A 22601-nucleotide genomic window follows, 5' to 3' on the forward strand; every position below is an offset into this window, starting at 1 on the left:
CGGGGCGCCGGTCCGGCGGCGGTCCCCGGGTTCCCCGGGGCGGGGGCGCGAACCGGGGGCGGGGGCTCGGGGGTCTGGGGCCAGGCGGGGGTGGGGCCTGGGGGGTCGGGGGCCAACCGGCGGGCCGGTGGGCGGGGGCCTGGGGGCACCGGCGTACTCGGCGGAGTCGGGGCCGGTGCGGGGCCCGAGGCACGACCGGTGGGGCTGCCTGCCCCGGGATACCGGCCTCCTCAGGGCTGGGGCCCGTCCGGTGGGAAGCCCTGGGCACGACCGGTGGGGCTTCCCCGCGATACCGGCCTCCTCAGGGCCGGGGCCCGTCCGGTGGGGGCGCCTCGCCCAGCGCCAGGAGCTGGAGCCGCAGCGCCAGCCGCATGCGCGGGGAGGTGAGGTCGAGCGAGGCGGTCTCCTCCAGCTTGCGCAGCCGGTAGCGGAGCGTGTTGGCGTGGACGCGCAGGTGCCGGGCGGCGGCCTGCGGATCGCCGTAGTGGTCGATCCAGGCGGCGAGGGTGGTGACGTACGGCGTGCCGTGCTCCTCGTCGTGGGCGCGGAGCGCGGCGAGCGGGCCGCCGAGCCGCCAGGTGTCGTTCCCGACGGCCGCCTGGGCGCGCTCCACCACGACGGCGTCCCAGACCTCCTCCATCAGCACGATCCCCGCGCCGGGCGGGAGGGACAGCCGCCCGGCGCCGACCAGCCGGTGCAGTTCGGCGGCCTCCGCGAGGGAGCGCGGCAGTTCCTCGGGGGAGTGGGCGGGCCGGCCGGCCACGGCGTACAGACCGGCCTCGTGCGACCGGGTCTCGGCGAGCACGTGCCGCAGCCAGTCGACGCCGCCCGCCTCGGCCCGGCCCCCGGCGCCCCGCCGCCCGCCCCGCCCCGCGTCGGCGACCACGCCGCACAGCAGCCCGTCGAGGTCGGCCAGGAGCGGCTGGTGCCAGCCGAAGCGGTGGGCGACCGACTCCCACAGGTCCAGTTGCCGGCGTACGTCGTCCGTGCCGCGCGGCGACGCGCCGAAGGCCACCACCCGCAGGGGCCCCTCGGGCAGCGTGATGGTGCCGCCCGGACCCCCGTCGGGGACGGAGCCCTCGCGCAGGGCGGCCCGCAACTGCCCGGCCGACACCCGCCGCGCGATACCGGCCTCGGCGCGCAGCCGCAGCAGGTGCAGGGCGAGGACGGGGGCGACGGCGCTCAGCTCGCGGATGCGGTCCTCGGGGACCGGCGACTTCACCACGGCCCAGATCGAGCCGAGCCACTCGCCGCCCGCCCGCACCGGGATGATCAGCCGGGGCAGGATGCCGTCCGGGCCGGCCGGGGTCCAGATGGGGTCGCTGGAGCGGGCCAGCCGGCGGAAGACACCGGTGGCCCGGAAGTGGGTCAGCGTCTCGGCGGGGACACGGCGGCCCACGATGGTGGAGACCCGCGCCGGGTCGGTGCTGTCCTGCCGGGCCGAGTAGGCGAGGACCCGGGACTGCGCGTCCTCCACCGTCACGGGCGCGTCGATGATCTCGGCCGCGGCGTCGGCCAGGGCGAACAGGTCGCTGTGGGCGCCGGGGGTGCCGAGCGCGCCGGCGGCGGGCGCGGAGGCCCGGTCGATGACCCCCCGGAGCAGCCAGACGACGTGCGCCCAGGAGGTGTGCGGGCGCAGTTCGACGAGGGCGGGGCCGCCCAGGGCGCGTACGGCGCGGGTGACCTGCGGGTCCCGGGCGACCGGCCCCTTGAGGACGAGACCGGCGGCGGGCGCGGTCCGCTCCAGCAGGGCGAGGGCGCCGGCCCGGTCGGCGACGCCGACCCCGAGGACGAGTTCCCCGGGCTGGCCGGTGGTGTCGCCGGGTTCGGCGAGGGCGACGTCGTGCACGCCGGCGTTGCCCGCCGCGACGACCGTCCGCAGCAGGCCGGCGCCGAGCGCGTCCACCAGGTCGGTCACGGTGATCACGGCCGGCCTCCCGGGGCGCGGCGGGCGGTGCGGGTGCTCATGTGTCCAGGGTCCCTGTACTCATGAGCCCATTGTCTCTCCTGTGCATGGTCGCGTCCCCACCATCATCAGTGCGCTGATTGTCCGTACGGCACAAAGACAACGCCGCCGGGCGGCCTCACCATCGTCGGAGGCATCACCGCCCTGGATGAAGAGGTTCCGCATGGCTGCCCACCCCCACTCGCCCACCTCCGCCCCGAGCCGCGTCGCCATCGTCGGCGCGGGCATGGTCGGCCTCTCCACCGCCTGGTTCCTCCAGGAGCGTGGCGTCGAGGTCACCGTCTACGACCGCGACGGGGTCGCCGCCGGGTCGTCGTGGGGCAACGCCGGCTGGCTCACCCCCGGCCTCGCCACGCCGCTGCCCGAGCCCGCCGTCCTCACCTACGGGGTGCGGGCCGTGCTGAGCCCGTCCTCCCCGGTGTACGTCCCGCCGAGCGCCGACCCGAAGCTGCTGCGCTTCCTCGCCGGGTTCGCCCGCCACAGCACCGCGCTCCAGTGGCTGCGGTCGATGCGCTCGCTGGTCCCCATCAACAGCCTGGCGCTGCCCAGCTTCGACCTCCTCGCCGAGGGCGGCGTCGAGGCCCCCACCCTGGACGCGAAGTCCTTCCTCGCGGCCTACCGCACGCCCACCGAGCGCCGGGTGCTGCTGGAGGAGCTGGAGCAGATCCACGCCGCCGGCCAGTCCATGGAGTTCGACGTCCTCGACGGTGACGAGGCCCGGGGCATCGAGCCGTCCCTGTCCGACGAGATCGGCGCCGCCATCCGGCTGCACGGCCAGCGCTACATCGACCCGGGCGCGTACGTGCACTCCCTGGCCGACGCGGTCCGCGCCCGCGGCGGTGTGATCAAGGAGGGCACGGAGATCACCGACGTACGGGACACCGGCACCGGTGTCGTGGTCGTCACCGCCGGCGCGGGCGGCGAGCGGCACGACGCCGTGGTCGTGGCGACGGGCGCCTGGCTCGGCCGCCTGTCCCGCAAGTTCGGCGTCCGCGCCCTGGTGCAGGCGGGCCGCGGCTACAGCTTCAGCGTCCCGGTCGAGAACGTGCCCTCGGGCCCGGTCTACTTCCCCGCCCAGCGCGTCGCCTGCACGCCCCTCGGGGACCGGCTGCGCGTCGCCGGGATGATGGAGTTCCGCAAGCCGGAGGCGGCCCTGGACCGGCGCCGGGTGCACGCCATCGCCGAGGCCGCCCGCCCGCTGCTGCGCGGCGCCGACCTCGACGCCCGGCAGGACGAGTGGGTCGGCTCCCGCCCGTGCACCACCGACGGCCTGCCGCTGATCGGCGCCACCCGTTCCCCGCGGGTCTACGCGGCCGGCGGTCACGGCATGTGGGGCGTCACCCTCGGCCCCGCCACCGGCAGCCTGCTCGCCGAGACCATCACGACGGGCCGCCGCCCGGCGGAGCTGTCCCCCTTCGACCCGCTGCGCTGACCGCACCCCGCTGCCGAGCCCCCGGTGACCACCCCTTCCGCCCCTGGTCACCGGGGGCTCCGGCGTCGCCGGACCGGGTCCCCGCCGGGGCCGGGGAGGCCGGGGACGGCTGAAAACACCCTGTTCCGCACGCGGCGAAGCCCGCCGCCCGGGAACGGACGAACGCCCCCTGTTCCCGCCACACGGAAAAGCCCCCGCCCGCGCCGAAGCGCTTGGTCTCACGGCGATCCGTATCGGGCCGTATCGGGCCCTAAAGAAAAATGACCAGCGTTTCCGCTGGTCATATGAGTTTTGCGCCCCCGGCAGGACTCGAACCTGCGGCCAAGCGCTTAGAAGGCGCCTGCTCTATCCACTGAGCTACGGGGGCCTGGAAGGGCCGTCGGTGCCGTGGTGCCCTGGTGGGGGCCGGTCCGTGACGACGCCGGGGACAAGGATAGGGCTCCCGGCTCCTTGTCCCTGTTGCTTCGCCTCCGTGGCTCGATGTGGAGGTTCGGTGAAGCGGTCCTGATAATCGCAGGCAGGTACGAATCGTGCACCGCTTTTACCCTCTCGCGCATCGGGTGTTGTCCACTCGTTATGCCTGGACTGTCCTCCTGTACCAGTTGTCCCATACGTCCCTTGAGTCCGGTCGGCGCGCAGGCATGCGCATATGCTTCAGAATTCCCCTAAAATTGGGCATTCTTCCCATGTGGTGACCTTGGACGTACGGCCTCAGTTGATCGACGCACTCTCCGCCCTGCGCGACCGTGTGGCGGCCGCACGCTTCCCGCTGCCCCTGCCGGGCGCGCCACGCGCGCGTGCCAACCGCGACGAACTGCTCGCCCAGCTCGACGACTACCTCGTCCCCCGTCTGAGGGACCCCGAGGCGCCGCTGCTCGTCGTGGTGGGCGGCTCCACCGGCGCCGGAAAGTCCACCCTGGTGAACTCGCTCGTCGGGCGCCGGGTCAGCGAGGCCGGTGTCCTGCGGCCCACGACGCGCACCCCGGTCCTGGTCTGCCATCCGGAGGACCACCACTGGTTCAGCGGCATGCGGGTGCTGCCCGACCTCACGCGCGTGTGGGCGCCCCGGCGGGACACCGACGACGACCTGCTCCTGCCCGGCGAGGACCCCGAACGCGTCCTGCGCGTCGAGACCGCCGACACCCTCCCGCCCGGCCTCGCCCTCCTCGACGCGCCCGACGTCGACTCCCTGGTCGCCGGCAACCGCGTCCTGGCCGCCGAGCTGATCTGCGCCGCCGACATCTGGGTGATGGTCACCACCGCCGCCCGCTACGCCGACGCCGTCCCCTGGCACCTGCTGCGCACCGCCAAGGAGTACGACGCCACCCTCGTCACCGTGCTCGACCGGGTGCCCCACCAGGTGGTGGGCGAGGTGTCCCGGCAGTACGCGGCACTGCTGACCAAGGCCGGGCTCGGCGAGGTGCCCCGCTTCACCGTGCCGGAGCTGCCCGAGTCGGCGTGGGGCGGCGGACTGCTGCCGGCCTCCGCCGTGGCACCGCTGCGCGACTGGCTCGTCCACCGGGCGCACGACCTCGACGCCCGGCACGGCGCCATGGCCCGTACCGCCCACGGCATCCTCGACTCCCTCAAGGCCCGGATGCCCGAACTGGCGGGCGCCGCCGCCGCGCAGTACGCCGCCGCGCTGCGGCTCACCACGGCAGTGGAGGGCGCGTACGACGATGAGCACGCGCGCGTGCGGGGCCGCCTCCAGGCGGGGGCCGTCCTCGCCGGGGACGCGCTCAAGCGGTGGCGGGCCTTCCCCCTCGACTGCGCCCCCGCGGAGCTGCTCGACTCCCTCGTCGAGAGCCTGAGCACGCTCCTGCTGTGCGCCGTCACCACCGCCGACGAGCGCGTGCGCCGGGCCTGGCGCCGCGAACCCGCCGCCCACGCCCCCGAACTGGCCGGCCGCGACCCCGCGCCGGACACCGCCGAACACCGCATCGGCATGGCCGTACGGCGCTGGCGGCGCGAGCTGGAGGAGTACGCCGAGGAGGAGGTGGGCGAGCTGGACCGGAACACGGCACCCGACCCGGAGACCGTCGCCGCCCTCGTCGCCACCGTGCTGCTGGGCGGGCGCCGGGCGCGCAGCGCGGGGGAGCGGCTCGCCGAGCGGATCGGCGCCCACGGGGCGCTGCGCCTGCGCGACCGGGGCGGACGGCTGCTCACCGAGTGCGTGGACCGGGTCGTCCAGGACGAACGCGAACTGCGCCTGGCCCCGCTCGACGCGCTGGAGGTCCACCCCGAGCCGCAGGCAGAGCTGATCGCCGCGCTGTCCGTACTGCAGAAGGAGAGGTGACCGGTGACCGCCGTCACTGACCAGGACCCCACCGACCGCGCGCGAGGCGGCCGGCCCGCCCCGGGGACGCCGGGGGAGGGGACGCCCCCGGCGCCCGCCGGGGGAGCCGGGGGCGGGGAACGGCCCGCGGGCGGCTCCGTGGCCGCCTCCGGGGGCGCCCCCACGGCCGGCTCGGGCGAGGAGCACCGCGGCGCCCGCCGCGAGGACGCCGCCGAGGCGGACGGAGCGGCTCGCGGCGGGACTCACGCCGGGACTCACGCCGGGTCTCGCGGCGAGTCTCGCGGTGGATCTCATGGCGGGTCGCGTGGGACTCACGGCGGGTCGCGCGGCGGGTCCGGCGCCGCCGGGTGGACGTCGGAGCCCGCCGGGGCGGACGAGGGCGAGGCCGAGGAGGAGGACGAGCCGGGGCACTCCCTGGCGCGCGGCGAGGACGGCGCCTGGGACGACGGGCTCATCGCACGCCGCGCCGCCGAGAGCACCGTACGGGGGGAACGATTCCCCGCCGGTGTGGAGCCGTTCCCGACCGGGACGGACCGTTACGCGGCCGGTCAGGACCGCTACGCGGCCGGAGCCGACCGCCACCCCACCGGGACGGGCCGGTCCGCCTCCGCCCCGCCGCTGATGCCCCTGGCGTACGACGGACACCTCCGCTCCCGCCTCGACGCGCTGCGCGAACTGGTCGGCCTCTCCCGCGCCCGGCTCGACGGCGGCACCCTCGCCGAGGCGGGCCGCGTCCTCGACGAGGCGTCCGCTCGGCGCAGGCTCTCCGGACAGCACACCGTCGTCGCCATCGCGGGCGCCACCGGCAGCGGCAAGTCCCAGCTCTTCAACACCCTCGCGGGCGTCACCATCTCCGAGACCGGCGTCCGCCGCCCCACCACCTCCGCGCCCATCGCGTGCAGTTGGAGCGACGGCGCGGCCGGCCTCCTGGACCGGCTCGACATCCCCGGCCGGCTCCGGCGGCGCCCCGTCCCGCACTCCGACACCGACGCGTCCCTGCGCGGGCTCGTCCTCATCGACCTGCCCGACCACGACTCGGCGGCCGTACAGCACCGCGCCCAGGTCGACCGCGTCCTCGGCCTGGTCGACGCCGTCGTCTGGGTCGTCGACCCGGAGAAGTACGCCGACGCCGTCCTGCACGAGCGCTACCTGCGGCCGATGGCGGGCCACGCCGAGGTCACCTTCATCGTCCTCAACCAGGTCGACCGGCTGCCCGGCGACGCCGCCGAACAGGTCCTCGACGACCTGCGGCGCCTGCTCGACGAGGACGGCATCGCGCTCGGCGAGTACGACGAGCCCGGCGCGACCGTCCTCGCCCTGTCCGCGCTCACCGGCGAAGGCGTGGGGGAACTGCGCGAGGCGCTCGGCCGGTTCGTCGCCGAACGGCAGGCCCCGGCCCGCCGGATCGCCGCCGACGTGGACGCCGCCGCCGCGCGCCTGCGGCCCGTGTACGTCACCGGGCGGCGGGCCGGGCTCAGCGAGGAGGCGCGGGACGAGTTCGCGGACCGGCTCGCGGACGCCGTCGGCGCCACCGCGGCCGGAGAGGCCGCCGAACGCGCCTGGCTCCGCAACGCCAACCGCGCCTGCGGCACACCCTGGCTCCGGTTGTGGCGCTGGTCGCGCGACCGGCGCGGACCGGTCGCCGCGCGCTCCGTGCCGCGCGCCCCGGCGGACGAGGAGGCCACCGCGCGCCAGCGCGTCGAGCAGGCGGTGCACACGGTGGCCGAGCGGGCCTCGGCCGGACTGCCCGCGCCCTGGGCGCAGGCGCTGCGCGAGGCGGCCCTGCGCGGCGCCGAGGAACTGCCGCGGGCGCTGGACGAGCTGACCGGGCGTCCCGGTCCGCCGCCGGGACGCCCGCCGCGGCCCGGGTGGTGGCCGGTGGCGGTGCTGGCGCAGGCGTCGATGACCCTGTTGCAGGTGGTGGGCGGCCTGTGGCTGCTCGGCCAGATCCTCGGCGTCCTGGCGCCGAACCTGGGCGTGCCGGTGCTGCTGATGCTGGCCGGCATCGTCGGCGGCCCGCTCATCGAGTGGAGCTGCCGCATGGCGGCCCGCGGCCCGGCCCGGCGCTACGGGCAGGAGGCGGAACGCCGCTTGCGGGAGGCCGCCGCGGGCTGCGGCCGGGCGCGGGTGCTGGACCCGCTGGCGGCGGAGCTGCTGCGGTACCGGGAGGTACGGGAGCAGTACGCGCGGGTCACGGGGGTGGGCGCGGCCATGGGGTGAGGCGGGCGGGCTGCGATCTGGGGGTTGTGGGCGGCGGGCGGCGGGCGGCGTGGGCGGGGGCGGTGTGCCGGGGGCGGTCCCACCCGTCCGGGTGACGGAGTTGTCCACAGACGCCGGGTTGCCCACAGCCCCCGGCGGGCTTCCGGCGACCGGTGCAGTCTGGCTCCACGGCGATCGCACGGGACGCGGTCGCCGCGAGGGGCGGCAGCCCGGTCCGGGCCGCCGCCGTGACCGCAGCCGTGCGGGCCGGGCGCCCGTACGGAGAGGGAGGGACCACCCGCGATGAACGAGACCATGATCTGCGCCGTGGGCAACGTGGCGACGCGGCCGGTGTACCGGGAGCTGGCGAGCGGGGCGTCGGCCCGCTTCCGGCTCGCCGTCACCGCCCGCTACTGGGACCGCGAGAAGAACGGCTGGACGGACGGCCACACCAACTTCTTCACGGTGTGGGCCGGCCGCCAGCTCGCCACCAACGCCGCCGCCTCGCTGTCGGTGGGCGAACCGGTCGTCGTCCAGGGCCGGCTGAAGGTCCGCACCGACGTGCGCGACGGCCAGAACTGGACCTCCGCGGACATCGACGCGGTGGCCATCGGCCACGATCTGGCGCGCGGCACGTCGGCCTTCCGGCGCACCAACCGGGCCGAGGCGGCGGGCCCTTCGCCCCAGCGGCCGGAGCCCGACTGGGAGACACCGGCCCCGGAGGGGGCCGCCGCCCCGGCCTCCGGCGGACCGGAACCGGAGCCCGCCGTGGTGACGTGACACCGGGGGAGGGACGACGGAGCGCGGCGCGCGGGCGCGGGGTCCGGGGTCCGGGCGGGGCGGGGTGGGGTGGCCGAGTCGGGGGCGGCGTCGGGTGGTTTTGTCGATAAGCCCAATTCGCCGACCGCGTCGGCGATAACGATTGCGATTCGGATCACCGTTCGGAAGTGCATCCCGTCAGGCGTGCTCCACCACGTCCTTAGGATGCCGAACATGCCCCGTGGGGCTGCTGATTTCGCTGGTGGGACCGTTCACGCCACACCAACGGGTCCTGCTCGAAGGGGAGTTTGGTGTTTTCTACACGCTCAGTGCTGTCCCTGCCAGGCCGGGGGGCCCGTCTCGCCGCCGCGACCCTGGTGTCCGCGCTCGCCGCCGCCGGCGTGGCGGCCGGCGCGGGCACGGCCACCGCCCAGGACACGGCGGGACGGCACGCGGAGCGGGGCGACGGGGGGGCGACGGCCACCATAGGCGGCCTCAAGACCTACGGCACCGCCGTCATCCACGGGCCCGAGGGCGACCAGGAGGTCGCGGCCGGCCTGTTCGAGATGTCCGTCGAGGGCGGCGGCACGCTCCACACCTACTGCGTCGACATCGAGACCCCCACGCAGAAGGACGCCAAGTACGCGGAGACGCCCTGGAGCGGGACCTCCCTCCACGTCAACAAGGACGCCGGCCGCATCCGCTGGATTCTGCAGAACTCCTACCCCCAGGTGAACGACCTGGCCGCGCTCGCCAAGAAGGCCGGTATCAAGGGCGGTCTCACCGAGCAGGACGCGGCGGCCGGCACCCAGGTCGCCATCTGGCGCTACTCGGACCACGCCGACGTCGAGGCCGTGGAGCCCCGCGCCGAACGGCTCGCCGACTACCTGGAGAAGAACGCCCGCGACCTCGACGAGCCCGCGGCCTCCCTCACCCTGGACCCGCCCGCGGTCTCCGGCCACCCCGGTGAGCGGATCGGCCCGGTGACGGTGCACACCAACGCGGCCGGCGCGACGGTGATCCCGCCCGCGGACGCCGTCGCGAGCGAGGTGCGGGTCGTCGACAAGGACGGCAAGCCCGTCACGTCCGTCCGCGACGGCGCCCAGCTCTACTTCGAGGTGCCGGAGGACGCGGCCGACGGCACGGCGGGACTGACCGTGCAGGCGTCGACCTCCGTGCCGGTCGGCCGGGCCTTCGCCTCCGAGAGCCGCAGCCAGACCCAGATCCTGGCCGGCTCCAGCGAGTCGACCGTCTCCGCGGCGGCCACCGCCCTGTGGGCCGGCACCGGCCCGATACCCGCCCTGTCCGGCACCAAGAACTGCACGGACGGCGGCCTGGACATCACCACCGACAACAAGGGCGACGAGCCCTTCACCTTCGAAGCACTCGGCACCGAGTACGTCGTCCCGGCGGGCGGGTCGAACACGGTGACCGTCCCGCTCCCCGAGGACCGCGCCTACGACCTCACCGTGCGCGGCCCGGCCGGTCTGGAGCAGCGCTTCAACGGCGTCCTGGACTGCGAGACCCGCACCGCCACCGCCGTCACCGGTCCCCAGACCCTCAGCGGACCGGCCCCCGCCGTCCCGGTCGCCGACACCACCCCCGACCCCAACCTCGCCGCCACCGGCAGCTCCGACGCCACGCCCCTGATCGGCGGCACCGCCATCGGCCTGGTCGTCATCGGCGGCGCCGTCCTCATCGCCGCCCGCCGCCGCGAGGAACGCGACCAGAGCTGACCGCGCCTCACCGACCGCCGGGACCGTGAGAAACATGGACAGGACCACACGCGGAGCCCGGCGGCGCGGCCCGTCGGGCGCGGCCCTGGCCACCGCGCTCCTCGCCGCCGTCACCACGGCCGGATGCGGAGGGAGCACGCCCCCCGACCCCACGTCGCCGGCGGCTGCGGTGGAGACCGCGGCGGGAAACGCACGGGAGATCACGTCCCTCCGGTACCGGGTCGGCGCCACCCTGCCCGAGTGGGGACGTGTGACGGCCGAGGCGTCCATGACCACGGAACCCGTGGCGATGAGCATGCGGCTGAGCCCGCTCGCGCAGGGCCGGGGCGCGCCACTGGAGCTCCGGTTCGTCGACGACGTGATGTACGTCGCGGGCGGCGCGCTCGACCCCTCCGTCCTGGGCGGCAGGACATGGGCGGCGGCCGACCCGGCCCGGTGGGGCGGCAGCACCGCGGACAACACGTCGTACGGCATGCTGCCCCGGCAGATCGAGGCGAGCCCCCTCGTGCAGTCCACGTTCCTGACCGGTTCCGAGGACGTGCGCAGGCTCGGGACGGAGACCGTCGAGGGCACCCGGACCACCCATTACCGGGGCACGGTCACCATGGCCGGCCTGATCGCCGCCCGCGACGCCGCTCCGACCGGGGCGATCGGGGAGCGCCGGATCGACAGCCTGGACGCCTTCGTGGGCCTGAGCCTCGATGGCCCCCTCACCATGGACCTCTGGACCGACGCCGACGACCGCCCCCGGCGGTTCCGCCTGCGCGGCGCGACCCGCACGACCCGAGGCGGCACCCCGGACCAGCCCCTGGAACTCGTCCCCGGCGACCCCCTCGACCTGACCATCACCTTCCTCACCCTCGACCACCCCACCACCATCGACCCCCCGCCCCCTCAGGACACCGCCGACATCCCCGCCCCGACGGCCGGCACACCAGCGGCCCGAGACCGACCCTCACCCGCCGCCCACCGACGGTGACGGGAGCGTCACAGGCGAGCGCAGGGAACCCCAGGTCGGAGCCCCCGCCGCGTACTCGTTTCCTCCCAGGGGTGGCGGTGCGGCAAGATGGGGTGTATCTGCCCACTGCCTGATTAAGCTGCCGGACGGTTTCTCTTGGCTGAGTTCATTTACACCATGCGCAAGGCGCGCAAGGCGCACGGCGACAAGGTGATCCTCGATGACGTCACCCAGAATTTCCTGCCCGGTGCGAAGATCGGCGTCGTCGGCCCGAACGGCGCCGGCAAGTCGACCGTACTGAAGATCATGGCGGGCCTGGAGCAGCCGTCGAACGGCGAGGCGTACCTGTCGCCGGGCTACACGAGCGGCATCCTCCTCCAGGAGCCCCCGCTCGACGAGGACAAGACGGTCCTGGAGAACGTCCAGCTCGGCGTCGCCGAGATCAAGGGCAAGCTCGACCGGTTCAACGAGATCGCCGAGCAGATGGCCACCGACTACTCGGACGCGCTGCTGGAGGAGATGGGCAAGCTCCAGGAGGAGCTGGACCACGCCAACGCCTGGGACCTCGAAGCCCAGCTCGAGCAGGCCATGGACGCCCTGGGCTGCCCGCCCGGCGACTGGGACGTCAAGAAGCTCTCCGGTGGCGAGAAGCGCCGTGTCGCGCTCTGCAAGCTGCTGCTGGAGGCCCCCGACCTGCTCCTCCTCGACGAGCCCACCAACCACCTCGACGCCGAGTCGGTGAACTGGCTGGAGCAGCACCTCGCCAAGTACGAGGGCACCGTCGTGGCCGTCACCCACGACCGGTACTTCCTGGACAACGTCGCCGGGTGGATCTGCGAGGTCGACCGCGGCCGGCTGCACGGCTACGAGGGCAACTACTCCAAGTACCTGGAGACCAAGGCCGCCCGCCTCAAGGTCGAGGGCCAGAAGGACGCCAAGCGCGCCAAGCGCCTCAGGGACGAGCTGGAGTGGGTCCGCTCCAACGCCAAGGGCCGCCAGGCCAAGTCCAAGGCGCGACTGGCCCGGTACGAGGAGATGGCCGCCGAGGCCGACAAGATGCGGAAGCTGGACTTCGAGGAGATCCAGATCCCGCCGGGCCCCCGCCTGGGCAACGTCGTCGTCGAGGTGAACAACCTCAGCAAGGCGTTCGGCGAGAAGGTCCTCATCGACGACCTCTCCTTCACCCTGCCGCGCAACGGCATCGTCGGCATCATCGGCCCCAACGGCGCCGGCAAGACCACCCTGTTCAAGATGATCCAGGGCATGGAGGAGCCGGACTCCGGCTCCATCAAGGTCGGCGACACGGTCAAGATCTCCTACGTCGACCAGAGCCGCGAGAACATCGACCCCAAGAAGTCGCTGTGGGCGGTCGTCTCCGACGAACTCGACTACATCAACGTCGGCCAGGTCGAGATGCCCTCGCGCGCCTACGTGTCGGCGTTCGGCTTCAAGGGCCCGGACCAGCAGAAGCCGGCCGGCGTCCTGTCCGGCGGTGAGCGCAACCGGCTCAACCTCGCCCTCACCCTCAAGCAGGGCGGCAACCTGCTGCTCCTCGACGAGCCGACCAACGACCTCGACGTCGAGACCCTCTCCAGCCTGGAGAACGCGCTGCTGGAGTTCCCGGGCTGCGCCGTGGTCGTCTCCCACGACCGGTGGTTCCTGGACCGGATCGCCACCCACATCCTCGCCTACGAGGGCGAGTCCAAGTGGTTCTGGTTCGAGGGCAACTTCGAGTCGTACGAGAAGAACAAGACCGAGCGGCTGGGCCCGGACGCGTCGCGTCCGCACCGCGCCACCTACAAGAAGCTGACACGGGGCTGATCGGTCTTGCGGCACATCTACCGCTGCCCGCTGCGCTGGGCGGACATGGACGCCTACGGCCACGTCAACAACGTGGTCTTCCTCCGCTACCTGGAGGAGGCGCGCATCGACTTCCTGTTCCGCCCGGACAAGGACTTCCAGCAGGGGTCGGTGGTGGCCCGCCACGAGATCGACTACAAGCGGCAGCTCGTCCACCGGCACAGGCCGGTGGACATAGAGCTGTGGGTCACGCGGATAAGGGCCGCCTCCTTCACTCTCTCCTACGAGGTGAAGGACGGTGACGAGGTCTACGTCCGCGCCTCGACGGTGATCGTGCCGTTCGACTTCGCGGCACAGCGGCCCCGCCGTATCACCGCCGAGGAGCGGGAGTTCCTCCAGGAGTACACCGACCCGGCCGAGGACGAGGAGGGGGCCGTCGCGGCATGACGGTCCTCCAGGTGGCCGACGAGGGGGAGGCCGCGGATCTCGCGGCCTTCCTCTCCCGGCTGCTCCACTACGACCGCGGCGCCGCGGTCCGCCTCCAGGCGGCCGGCACCGCGCTCGCCGTCTTCGGCCGCCCGCCCTCCTTCGAGGTGCTGGCGATCCGCACGGCACGGCTCGCCAAGCCGTACGAGAACGGCCTCGACGTCACGCTGGACGTGACCGTCTCCGCCGGTGAACTCCTGGAGACCGTCGACGAACCGGCCGCCACCGCGTCCGTGCCCGGCGCGGTGACCGGACCGCCGTGGGCCGGGGTGCTGCCACCGCGCGGCGGCTGGCGGCCCGAGCCGGGGCTGCCCGGCCCCGACCGGCTGCGCGCCCTCGTCGCCGCCGGGGTCGCCGAGTTCCGCTCCCGCAGCGACGAACTGGCGCCGGAGCTGCGCACCCGGGCCGAGTTGGACCGGACCGGCCGCGAGATCTGGTCCCGGACCGTCGAGGGCACCGTCCTCCCGGTACGGGCCGTGCACGCGGCCCAGTCGCTGGGCTTCATGCGCGCCGGGCCCGGCGAGGAGGCACCGGCCCTCTTCTCCTCGGGGGCGTGGCTGCGGCTGCGTACCGCCTACGGCTCGGTCGCCCTGCGCACGGCCGGAGCGGGCGCCCTCGGCATCAGCGTCCGCTGACGGACCCCCCGCCGGGCCCGAGAGGCGACGGCCGGCGCCGCACCACCACCGCGGCCCCCGTGCCAACAGGCAGTGTCGTCACCCGTGTTCGCCGGTGTCCGGACGGACGGTGATGTGGTCCGGCTCCAGCTCCAGGGCGACACGGTCGCGCATGCCCAGCGCCCGCGCGTACTCGGCGGGCAACTGGAGCCGGCCCGCCCGGTCGAGCATCGCGTACTCCCGCGCCACCAGCGTCTCGTCGCCCGTCGCCGCGTCCACCTCGCTGCGCCGCAGCACGTCCGTGGACGTGCGGCCGTCGCGGATGGCGACCGTGCGGCGGACCGCGCCGGCCACCGCCTGGTCGTGGGTGACGATGACGATCGTGGTGCCCAGGCGCTCGTTGGCGGTGCGGAAGGCGGCGAAGACCTGCTCCGCCGTACGGGAGTCGAGTTCGCCGGTCGGCTCGTCGGCGAGCAGGACCGAGGGGGCGCCCGCGAGGGCCACGGCGATGGCGACCCGCTGCTGCTGCCCGCCGGACAACTCGCGCGGCAGGCGGTCCCGGCAGTCGGCGACCTCCGGCAACTCCAGGAGTTCCAGGACCCGTTCACCGCGGGCGCGGCGGGCGCGGCGGGCGCGGCGGGCGAAGCGGCGCCGGGAGCCGGCCGGCCGCATCGGCAGGGCGACGTTCTGCGCCGCCGTCAGACAGGGCAGCAGGTTCCGCGACGTCTGCTGCCAGACGAAGCCGACCACCTCGCGCCGGTAGGCGAGCCGGTCCCGCGCGGTCATCGTGAGCAGGTCGCGCCCGGCCACCCGGGCCGCGCCGGCGGTCGGCGTGTCCAGCCCGGCGAGGATGTTCATCAGCGTGGACTTGCCGCTGCCCGAGGCGCCCACCAGGGCCATCAGCTCGCCCTCGCGCACCAGCAGGTCGAGGCCCTGGAGCGCCTGCACCTCCACGCCGTCCGCGCTGAAGACGCGGACCAGCCGGTCGCAGGTGATCAGGGCGTCGTGGCCGTAGGCGGGCCGCCTGGTCGTCCTGGGAACGTTCCCAGGACGACCAGGCCGATCGCCGGCACGCCCAGCGCCACGGCGAGGACCAGCAGCAGCACCGGGCCCGCCCCGCGCATCGGGCGCCGGGCGAGTTGCCAGGCCGCGAGCGCCGTGGTGAGCCCCCGCCCGCCGGTGGCCCGGCGTTCGGCGAGCCGGGCCAGTGGCGGCAGCAGCCGCAGCGTCAGCACCGTCCCGGCGAGCAGCGCCAGCGCGAGCGCCGCGACGAGCAGCGGATCGACGCCGAGGCCCCCGGGCGGGCCGCCCCCCTCGGCCAGGGCGCAGGGAGCGGTCCAGCCTGTCCAGGGTCTCGGGCAGGGCGGTGGTCACCCTGGTGGAGCCGCTGAGCGCGGGCCGCCCGCGCAGCCACGCCGTGCCCTCGCCGGCCGCCTCCCGCAGGCCGTCGGTGTCCTCGGCGGTCACCGTCGAGAAGCCGGCGGTCGCCGGCCGGCCGGAGGAGCCGGTGCTGACCCGGCCGCCGCTCAGCACCCGCGGCGCGGCGAGCAGCGGACCGTACGTCGTGAAGCCGCCCGAGCGCACCCCGCGCCCGGCCAGGTCGTCCAGCCGCCAGTAGGGCGCGTCGGCCTCGGCGGGCCGGTAGACGCCGGTGATCTCCACGGGGGTGCGGGGGCCGCCGAGCCGGTCGGTGAGGGTGAGGCGGTCGCCCGGCCGGAGGCGCAGCCGCTCGGCCGCCCCGGCGGGCAGCGCCGCCTCGACGCGGTCGCCGCCCTCCCGGGGCATCCGCCCCTCGGTGATCCGCACCTGCCCGGGGTCCAGCGCCGCGAAGTAGGTCAGGTCGGGGTCGCCGGAGCCGTCGCCCTCGCCGGGCCCTCGCCCTCGCCGGAGCCGTCGCCGGGGGAGTCCTTCCGTACGGAGTCGGGCAGGGCGTACGGGCCCGAGCGGGCCAGCGTGAGGACGGTGACCGGCAGCCCGCCGAAGGTCCTGCGGGCGCCCTCGCGCACCTCCGCGTCGGCCTCCGCCCGCCCCTCGCGCCCCACGTCCGCCTTGACCACCAGGGAGGTGTCGGCGGCGGCGAGCGCGTCCCGCAGGGCGGCGTCGCCGAAGGCGCCGGTGTAGGCGGTCAGGGCGGTGAGCACCGCCGTGGTGAGCAGGACGGTGCCCAGCGCGGCGGCGAGCAGCCGCCGGTGCGCCCGCGCGCGGCGCCACACGTACGCCGCCGGCCCCCCGTACCCCGTCACCCGGCCCCCGGCACTGTTGTCCAGACCTCTGGGCGATGCTGTCAGAGGACCGGCGCCGGAGGGATCGTTCTGGTCATGGGATTTGACCTGATCGTGATCGAATATCGGTCAGGGGTGACCGCATTGCGCACACATGCGGTCCGCGCGCCGACGTGCGATCCGCGCCGACGGCCCCCGGCGACGGCGGAGGTCAGCCCGGGGAGTTGATCATCGTGGCCGCCGCGTAGGTGAGGTACTTCCACAGGGTGGCCTCGTGCTCCTCGGAGAGCCCCAGCTCGTCCAGGGCCGTCCGCATGTGCCGCAGCCACGCGTCGTGGGCCGCCCGGTCGACGGTGAAGGGCACGTGCCGCATCCGCAGCCGGGGATGGCCGCGCTGCTCGCTGTAGGTCCGGGGACCGCCCCAGTACTGCATGAGGAAGAGCACCAGCCGCTCCTCGGCCGGGCCGAGATCCTCCTCCGGGTACATCGGCCGCAGCAGCGGGTCCTTCGCGACCTCCTCGTAGAAACGGTGGACGAGCCGGCGGAAGGTCTCCTCCCCGCCGACCTGCTCGTAGAAGGTCTGCTCCTGAAGCGGCCCGCGCCCAATCTCGTTCACGCCGTCCATGGTCTCAGACGGCGCGGCATAGGACCCAGGTCCTAGGCCCTCCCCCGTCCGGACCGCCCGGCCCGTACCGTGGAGACATGGGCGGGCACGTTCCCGGCTGGGACCGGTACGGAGCCGGGGACCCGGAGGTCCCCGGTGACGGGGACGTGGAGGTCCTCGCCGCCTCGGCGCGCGCCGCGCTGGTCCGCGAGATCGGCCTGACCGGCGTCTTCGCGGCCGACCCGGTCTGGCGGGAGGCGTTCGCCGAGGTCCCGCGCCACCTCTTCGTGCCGTCCTACTCCCTGGGCCCCGGCGGCCGGCGGAGCCGCTCCGGCGGGGACCCCGACCCGGCGGCCCGCGCGCGCTGGGTGCGCGGCGCCTACGAGGACGTCCCGCTCGCCACCCGTGTCCGCGACGGGGAACTCGTCTCCTCCAGCAGCCAGCCCTCGCTGATGGCGATGATGCTGGTGGCGCTGGACGTCCGCGACGGCGACCGGGTCCTGGAGATCGGCGCCGGCACCGGCTACAACGCCGCCCTCATCGCCCACCGGCTCGGCGACGACGACCTCGTCACCACCGTCGACCTGGAACCGGAGATCACCGCGTCGGCCCGCCGGAACCTGGCCGCCGCCGGACACCACCCGCTCGTCGTCACCGGCGACGGCGCCCTCGGGGTGCCCGAGCGCGCCCCCTTCGACCGGATCATCGCCACCTGCGCGCTGCCCTCCGTGCCGCGCGCCTGGCTCGCCCAGTGCCGCCCCGGCGGCCGGATACTCACCCCGCTCGCCACCGGACTGGTCCGGCTCACCGTCCACGACGCCGGGCACGCCGAGGGGCGCTTCCTGCCGACGGCCGCCTACTTCGTGCCGCTGCGCGGCGCGGACCGGTCCGCACCGGAGCGGACGGGGTTCGGCGGGGTGCCGCGCCGGGTCCGCGAGGACGACCTGTTCCGCTTCCTGCTCGCCCTCGGCGGCGGCGGCCTCGACCCGCGGGAGGCGTACGCGCTGTGGCGGCGCGAGGGCGCCCCCGGCCGCGAGCGCTACGGCATCACGGTCCGCGGCGACCGCTCCTGGGCGTGGCTGGACGACCCCGAGGGGCCGTACGCCTGGCCGTTCACCTGAGCGGGCCACCGCGGTCCCGGCCCGCCCCGGTGCGACGGGCCCTAGCCCCGGCGGAGGGTGATCGTCGTCCAGGCGCCCACGTGGACGCGGTCGCCGTCCTGGAGCGGCACCGGCACGAACGGCTGGATCGGCTCCTCGCCGCCGTTGACCGTGGTGCCGTTGGTCGAGTTCTGGTCGACGACCGCCCAGTTGCCGTCCGGCTGGTGGACCAGGACGGCGTGCTGGTGCGAGACGCCCGGGTCTTCCGGCGGCACCGCCAGGTCGATGTCGGGGGTGTCACCGGTGGAGTGTCGGCGCCGGCCGATGGTGATCTGGTTGCCGGAGAGCGTGCGCTGCTGCTCGGGCGCGTACGCGGGCAGGTTGAGGCCCGCGGCCTCGGGGCCGGAGCGGTGCATCATCGCCATGAAGTACTCGCGGTCCGGGCCGATGGTCGCCGTCCAGGTCGCCGGAGGCCGCGGCTGTCCGTAGCCGGGGCCGGGCGGGGTGGGGGCGGCGCCGGGGTGCGGGTAGCCGTAGCCACCGCCCTGGCCGGGAGCGCCGGGAGCGCCGGGAGCGCCCGGACCACCCTGGCCACCGGGACCGCCCCGGCCGTCGGCCGGCGGGGGGATCGTCCAGTCGTCGTCGCCGAAGGACGGGCCGCCGCCGGGCCGGTCGGTCTCCCGGGGGAAGCCGGGCGGGGCGGGCGGGCCGGACTGCCGGTACGCCTGCGGACCGCCGCCGTGTCCGGGGCCGCCGTGTCCGCCCGGAGCGCCGTGGCCCCCCGGTCCGCCGTGACCGGGCGGGCCGGGCGGCGGCGGGGACGGGCGGGACGGGTCGGGGCCGAAGCCGGGCGGGGCCGGCGGGCCCGAGGGGCCGTTCGGCCCGCCGGGACCCGGGTAACCGGGCGGGCCGCCACCGTGTCCGGGGCCGCCCTGGCCGCCCGGAGCGCCGTAGCCGCCGGGACCGCCGTGGCCTCCCGGTCCGCCGTGCCCCCCGGGGCCGCCGTGGCCCGACGGGTCGGCGCCGAAGGGCGGGATCGGTTCGGCGGGCCGGTTCACCTGGGACGGGCGCGAGCCCTGGTAGTCGTAGCCGTCACCGCCGCCGTAGGCGGGGCCGGGCGGCGGCGGGAAGGGCGAGCCCTGGCCGGGCGCCGACGAGCGCGGGGCCGCCGGGGTGTACGAGGTGGCGGTGTTGGTCAGGAAGTTCCACCGGCACTCCTCGCAGAAGGGCGCACCGCCCTCACGGGGCGTGCGGCACTGCGGGCAGAGCTGCGGACCGCCGCCGGGACCGCCCGGCCCGCCGTGCGCACCTGGCCCGCCGTGCGCACCCGGACCTCCGTGACCGCCCGGACCGCCGGGGGCGCCGTGGCCGCTCTGGCCGGCGGGCGGCGGGAAGCCGTAACCGCCGACGGGGGGCGGGGGCGGCGGCGGGGGCGGCACGGCACCGGCCATGCGGTGACCGCAGACCTCGCACCAGTCGTCGGAACCCGACTGGTGTCCGTTCGGGCAGGTCGGCATGTCGGTAGCTTCCCCTTCGTGCGGAGCGTCTCGTGGGTGTACAGCGTCACTTCTTCACGCGGACGGTTCTGGTCGACCGGGTTTCGAGAGTCATCTCGTCGGCCTCCCCGACCGCCGCTTTCAGTCGCACAGTACCTGCCGCCGCGTCGACCACGTCCACCACCTTCGCAAGCAATTTCGCCGTATCCGCGTTTCCCAGGGCTCCGGCGAGCTGAACCGCGCGGCCCAGTTTGGCCGTTGCTCCGTCGATGTCTCCCGTTCTGCGGAGTTCGAGCCCTTGTCGGATGGCCTGTGCCAGTTCGGCCTGCCCGGTGTAGTGGGCGACTTGGGGGTTGATGGCGGTGGAGGCGGCGAGGTCGTCGGTCCACACCGCCCGCACCAGTCCCGGGGTGCCGAGGCCGCGCACGCCGCCGTCGGCCCCGGGGATCACCAGCGAGACGCGGGCCGCGAGCATCTCCCGGCCCAGCCCGGCGGGCGGCACCCGTACGCGGACGTGGTAGTCCCGGGACTCGTCGCCCCAGGAACCGAGCGGATAGTCCCCGGCGCGCGGCCCCGACTCGGTACGGCGGCCGGTCAGTTCCTCGACGCTGGGCGCCACCTGTTTGACGAACCGTACGGTGGCCCCGGCCGGTGTCCACAGGCGCAGCGCGACATCCGCCACCTCCTTGCCCATCGCCGTCTCCATCATCCGCGTGAAGTCGGCGGTGAGTCCGGAGGGATCGGCGACGATGTCGGCGGAGCCGAGCAGCGCGGAGGCGATCGCTGTGACCTCTTTCACCTCCCAGTCGGTGCCGACACCGCGGGCGTCACAGGTGAACCGGCCCGCGCAGGCGTCCAGCGCCGCCGTCAGCTCCGCGGCCGGCTCGTGCTCGTTGCGGCCGTCGGTGAGCAGGACGGCGTGCCGGATGGCGACGTCCGCGGCGGAGAGCAGCCGGTCGGCGAGGCGGAGCCAGGTGCCGATGGCCGTGCCGCCGCCCGCGTCGAGCCGGCGCAGCGCCTGCCGCGCCTCCTCCCGGGTGCCGGCGCCGGCGAGAGCGAGCCGGCCGCCGCCGGGGTAGACCTCCCGGGCGACGTGGGTGCCGGCGACCACCGCGAACCGCACCCCGTCGCGCAGGGCGGCGACGGCGGCGGCCGTCGCGTCGCGGGCGTTGCGCATCTTGGCGGGCGGGTGGTCCATCGAGCCCGAGCAGTCGACCATGAGGACCACCGCGGCGGACGGGCCCTCGCCCGGCGCGTGGTGGCGGAGCGCGGTGAGCGCGCCGCCGAGGGTGCCGCCGCCGGTCGCGGTGACGGTCACGATCGCGTCGACGTCGCTGCCGTCCTCGGGGAGGTACTCGTTCTGGTACACGTCGACCGAGAACCGCGGCACGTTCGGTTTCGAGAAGTTGGCCATGCCGGTTCGCATCCCCCTAGGCGCCCCACGCCGGTGGGGCGCTTGCCGGTACGGACCGCCCCCTGCGGCCCGCGAGGGCCCGCCGCGGGCACGCCCGCGACCGCGGCGGGGCCCGGCCGGGGGCCCGCGCCGCGCGAGACCTCAGGCCGATCCTGCCCGCGCGGGAGGCCCGGGGAACGGCACGACGGCCACTGTTACGTTGTCGTGGCCGCCGCCGTCGAGGGCGTGGCCGACCAGGACGCGGGCGGCGTGCAGCGGCCGGGCGGCGGCGTCCCGGGGGAGCACCCGCGCCATCTCCCCGGGCGATTCGGCGTAGTTCCACAGGCCGTCGGTGCAGACCACCAGGACACCGGGGCGGTCCGGTTTGAACGCGGCGGTGTGCGGCTCCAGTTCGTAGGCGTCCGCGCCGAGCCAGCCGGTGATGGCGTGGGCGCGTTCGTCGGCGTACGCCTCGGCCTCGGTCATCAGGCCCGCGGCGACCATCTGGGCGGCCCACGAGTCGTCCTCGGTGAGCCGGGCCGGGGGTGCGGCGCGGTCGTCGGGCACCCAGTAGACGCGGCTGTCGCCGACCCAGCCGACGACCAGCAGGCCCGCGGCGACCACCGCGGCGACCAGGGTGCAGGCGGGCGCGTTCTGGTGCGGGGCCTGCTCGCGGGCGGTGGCGGGCTCCTCGGCCAGCGCGTTGACGGCGTGCGAGGCGGCCAGGATGGCGTCGTGCAGGGCCTGTTGGGGATGGACGCCGCGGGGCAGGGCGGCCAGCAGCGCGTCGGCGGCGGCCCGCGAGGCGGCCAGGGAGGCGTCGTCCGGGCGGGTCGCGGAGGAGACGCCGTCGCAGACGACGGCCAGGGCGGCCGGGGCGCCGTCGGGCAGCGTGGTGTCGCCGACGCAGAAGGCGTCCTCGTTGCGGTGGTGGCGCAGTCCGCGGTCGCTGACGGCGGCGACGGGGCCGTACTCCTGCTCCATGTGGTCCCGTTCCCGGGGCTGGGCGTGCCCGCAGTTCTCGCAGTAGCCGTCGTGGTCGACGCGGCCGGCGCGGCAGGCCACGCAGACCCGGTCGCCCGCGGCGGGCGGGGCCGCCGGGGCCGGGGCGGGCGCCTGGGGGGCCGCCGGGGCGGGGGTACGGCGCGGGTCGGGTGCCTGGAGAGGGTACTCCTCCGGCTCGCGCGGCCGGTCCAGCCGCACCCCCGACGACTGCCCCGGCGCGGGCGCGGGGGCCCGCGGCGGGGGCGGCGGCGCGGGCGGCGGGGAGCCGCCGGAGTCGGTGCCGGGCAGGTCGGCCGGGGTGTGCGCCGCCGCGGAGCGCTGCGGGTCCTCCGGTTCGCGGGCGGGCGGCCAGGCCACGCCGCCGGCCGGGGCGGGCACCGAGCCGTTCAGGGCGAGGGTCGGGTGGTCCGGGGGCGGGGCCGGCACCGCGGACAGGTCGTAACCGCAGGCGCCGCAGTAGCGGTCGCCCGGCTCCAGGGGCTCCTCACAGCCCGGACACCTGGGCACGGCGGCTTGCCGGGGCATCTGCGACATC

At 75.6% G+C, this 22601-nt stretch carries 18 protein-coding genes and 1 tRNA gene; 11 read left to right on the top strand and 8 right to left on the bottom strand.

Annotated elements, in window-relative coordinates; all coding sequences use genetic code 11:
* Positions 1-301 precede the first annotated feature (301 nt).
* Complete coding sequence (locus J5Y05_RS32485) at positions 302-1927, bottom strand: PucR family transcriptional regulator (RefSeq protein WP_210874810.1); 1626 nt, start codon at positions 1925-1927, stop codon at positions 302-304.
* Positions 1928-2129: 202 nt separating this feature from the next.
* Here J5Y05_RS32485 and J5Y05_RS22290 point away from each other — a divergent pair, with 202 nt between their 5' ends.
* Positions 2130-3398, top strand: coding sequence for an NAD(P)/FAD-dependent oxidoreductase (locus tag J5Y05_RS22290; protein ID WP_210874811.1), 1269 nt, complete (start codon positions 2130-2132; stop codon positions 3396-3398).
* 294 nt (positions 3399-3692) lie between these two features.
* Here the strand turns inward: J5Y05_RS22290 and J5Y05_RS22295 are convergent.
* Positions 3693-3765: transfer RNA gene (locus J5Y05_RS22295), tRNA-Arg, on the bottom strand.
* 321 nt (positions 3766-4086) lie between these two features.
* On the opposite strand from J5Y05_RS22295, the gene J5Y05_RS22300 reads away from it, so the two are divergent.
* The 8 genes from J5Y05_RS22300 to J5Y05_RS22335 all read left to right on the top strand — a co-directional run bounded on the left by J5Y05_RS22300 (position 4087) and on the right by J5Y05_RS22335 (position 14267).
* Positions 4087-5694 (top strand): dynamin family protein, encoded by a 1608-nt coding sequence (locus tag J5Y05_RS22300; protein ID WP_210874812.1) that lies wholly within the window; start codon positions 4087-4089, stop codon positions 5692-5694.
* Between the two features lie 507 nt (positions 5695-6201).
* Positions 6202-7914 carry a GTPase gene (locus J5Y05_RS22305; protein WP_307854036.1) on the top strand — a complete coding sequence of 571 codons (1713 nt, stop codon included), beginning with the start codon at positions 6202-6204 and terminating at the stop codon, positions 7912-7914.
* Positions 7915-8196: 282 nt separating this feature from the next.
* Positions 8197-8673 (top strand): single-stranded DNA-binding protein, encoded by a 477-nt coding sequence (locus J5Y05_RS22310; RefSeq protein WP_210874814.1) that lies wholly within the window; start codon positions 8197-8199, stop codon positions 8671-8673.
* A 317-nt stretch (positions 8674-8990) separates the two neighbouring features.
* A complete protein-coding gene (locus J5Y05_RS22315; RefSeq protein WP_247615152.1) occupies positions 8991-10388 on the top strand; it encodes a Cys-Gln thioester bond-forming surface protein in 1398 nt (465 codons plus the stop codon).
* A 34-nt stretch (positions 10389-10422) separates the two neighbouring features.
* Positions 10423-11367, top strand: a complete 945-nt coding sequence (locus J5Y05_RS22320; RefSeq protein WP_210874816.1) for an SCO4651 family lipoprotein — start codon at positions 10423-10425, stop codon at positions 11365-11367.
* A 135-nt stretch (positions 11368-11502) separates the two neighbouring features.
* Positions 11503-13167 (top strand): energy-dependent translational throttle protein EttA, encoded by a 1665-nt coding sequence (ettA, locus tag J5Y05_RS22325; protein ID WP_210874817.1) that lies wholly within the window; start codon positions 11503-11505, stop codon positions 13165-13167.
* Between the two features lie 6 nt (positions 13168-13173).
* Positions 13174-13593 (top strand): acyl-CoA thioesterase, encoded by a 420-nt coding sequence (locus tag J5Y05_RS22330; RefSeq protein WP_210874818.1) that lies wholly within the window; start codon positions 13174-13176, stop codon positions 13591-13593.
* The gene (locus J5Y05_RS22335; RefSeq protein WP_210874819.1) at positions 13590-14267 is read left to right on the top strand and encodes a DUF8010 domain-containing protein; all 678 of its coding nucleotides are present in this window, start codon (positions 13590-13592) and stop codon (positions 14265-14267) included. Before J5Y05_RS22330 ends, J5Y05_RS22335 begins: the two co-directional genes overlap by 4 nt.
* A gap of 78 nt (positions 14268-14345) precedes the next feature.
* On the opposite strand, the gene J5Y05_RS22340 is transcribed toward J5Y05_RS22335, so the two are convergent.
* A complete protein-coding gene (locus J5Y05_RS22340; protein WP_372450514.1) occupies positions 14346-15392 on the bottom strand; it encodes an ATP-binding cassette domain-containing protein in 1047 nt (348 codons plus the stop codon).
* 220 nt (positions 15393-15612) lie between these two features.
* Here J5Y05_RS22340 and J5Y05_RS32655 point away from each other — a divergent pair, with 220 nt between their 5' ends.
* Positions 15613-15864, top strand: a complete 252-nt coding sequence (locus J5Y05_RS32655) for a hypothetical protein (RefSeq protein ID WP_210874891.1) — start codon at positions 15613-15615, stop codon at positions 15862-15864.
* Between the two features lie 217 nt (positions 15865-16081).
* Here the strand turns inward: J5Y05_RS32655 and J5Y05_RS32660 are convergent, their stop codons facing one another.
* Together J5Y05_RS32660 and J5Y05_RS22360 are read right to left on the bottom strand one after the other, a co-directional pair.
* The gene (locus J5Y05_RS32660; protein ID WP_210874820.1) at positions 16082-16489 is read right to left on the bottom strand and encodes a hypothetical protein; all 408 of its coding nucleotides are present in this window, start codon (positions 16487-16489) and stop codon (positions 16082-16084) included.
* 190 nt (positions 16490-16679) lie between these two features.
* Positions 16680-17093 (bottom strand): globin, encoded by a 414-nt coding sequence (locus tag J5Y05_RS22360; RefSeq protein WP_210874821.1) that lies wholly within the window; start codon positions 17091-17093, stop codon positions 16680-16682.
* Positions 17094-17170: 77 nt separating this feature from the next.
* Here J5Y05_RS22360 and J5Y05_RS22365 point away from each other — a divergent pair, with 77 nt between their 5' ends.
* Positions 17171-18193, top strand: a complete 1023-nt coding sequence (locus J5Y05_RS22365; RefSeq protein WP_210874822.1) for a methyltransferase domain-containing protein — start codon at positions 17171-17173, stop codon at positions 18191-18193.
* 41 nt (positions 18194-18234) lie between these two features.
* On the opposite strand, the gene J5Y05_RS22370 is transcribed toward J5Y05_RS22365, so the two are convergent.
* From J5Y05_RS22370 to J5Y05_RS22380, 3 genes are all read right to left on the bottom strand, one after another.
* Positions 18235-19689: an FHA domain-containing protein gene (locus tag J5Y05_RS22370; protein WP_210874823.1), complete on the bottom strand. Its 1455-nt coding sequence runs from the start codon at positions 19687-19689 to the stop codon at positions 18235-18237.
* A gap of 46 nt (positions 19690-19735) precedes the next feature.
* Entirely contained in the window at positions 19736-21082 is a 1347-nt protein-coding gene (locus tag J5Y05_RS22375; protein WP_210874824.1) for a vWA domain-containing protein, read from the bottom strand.
* Positions 21083-21223: 141 nt separating this feature from the next.
* Positions 21224-22600 carry a PP2C family protein-serine/threonine phosphatase gene (locus J5Y05_RS22380; RefSeq protein ID WP_210874825.1) on the bottom strand — a complete coding sequence of 459 codons (1377 nt, stop codon included), beginning with the start codon at positions 22598-22600 and terminating at the stop codon, positions 21224-21226.
* Position 22601 lies beyond the last annotated feature (1 nt).

The sequence above is a fragment of the Streptomyces tagetis genome, from assembly GCF_018069565.1.
In the GTDB taxonomy this organism is placed as follows: domain Bacteria; phylum Actinomycetota; class Actinomycetes; order Streptomycetales; family Streptomycetaceae; genus Streptomyces; species Streptomyces tagetis.

Excerpts from the sequence above, each read along its gene's own strand:
- J5Y05_RS22380 (WP_210874825.1), bottom strand. The coding sequence starts at position 22,600 with ATGTCGCAGATGCCCCGGCAAGCCGCCGTGCCCAGGTGTCCGGGCTGT.
- J5Y05_RS22360 (WP_210874821.1), bottom strand. The coding sequence starts at position 17,093 with ATGGACGGCGTGAACGAGATTGGGCGCGGGCCGCTTCAGGAGCAGACC.
- J5Y05_RS22310 (WP_210874814.1), top strand. The coding sequence starts at position 8,197 with ATGAACGAGACCATGATCTGCGCCGTGGGCAACGTGGCGACGCGGCCG.
- J5Y05_RS22290 (WP_210874811.1), top strand. The coding sequence starts at position 2,130 with ATGGCTGCCCACCCCCACTCGCCCACCTCCGCCCCGAGCCGCGTCGCC.
- J5Y05_RS22375 (WP_210874824.1), bottom strand. The coding sequence starts at position 21,082 with ATGGCCAACTTCTCGAAACCGAACGTGCCGCGGTTCTCGGTCGACGTG.
- J5Y05_RS22370 (WP_210874823.1), bottom strand. The coding sequence starts at position 19,689 with ATGCCGACCTGCCCGAACGGACACCAGTCGGGTTCCGACGACTGGTGC.
- J5Y05_RS22335 (WP_210874819.1), top strand. The coding sequence starts at position 13,590 with ATGACGGTCCTCCAGGTGGCCGACGAGGGGGAGGCCGCGGATCTCGCG.
- J5Y05_RS22320 (WP_210874816.1), top strand. The coding sequence starts at position 10,423 with ATGGACAGGACCACACGCGGAGCCCGGCGGCGCGGCCCGTCGGGCGCG.
- J5Y05_RS22365 (WP_210874822.1), top strand. The coding sequence starts at position 17,171 with ATGGGCGGGCACGTTCCCGGCTGGGACCGGTACGGAGCCGGGGACCCG.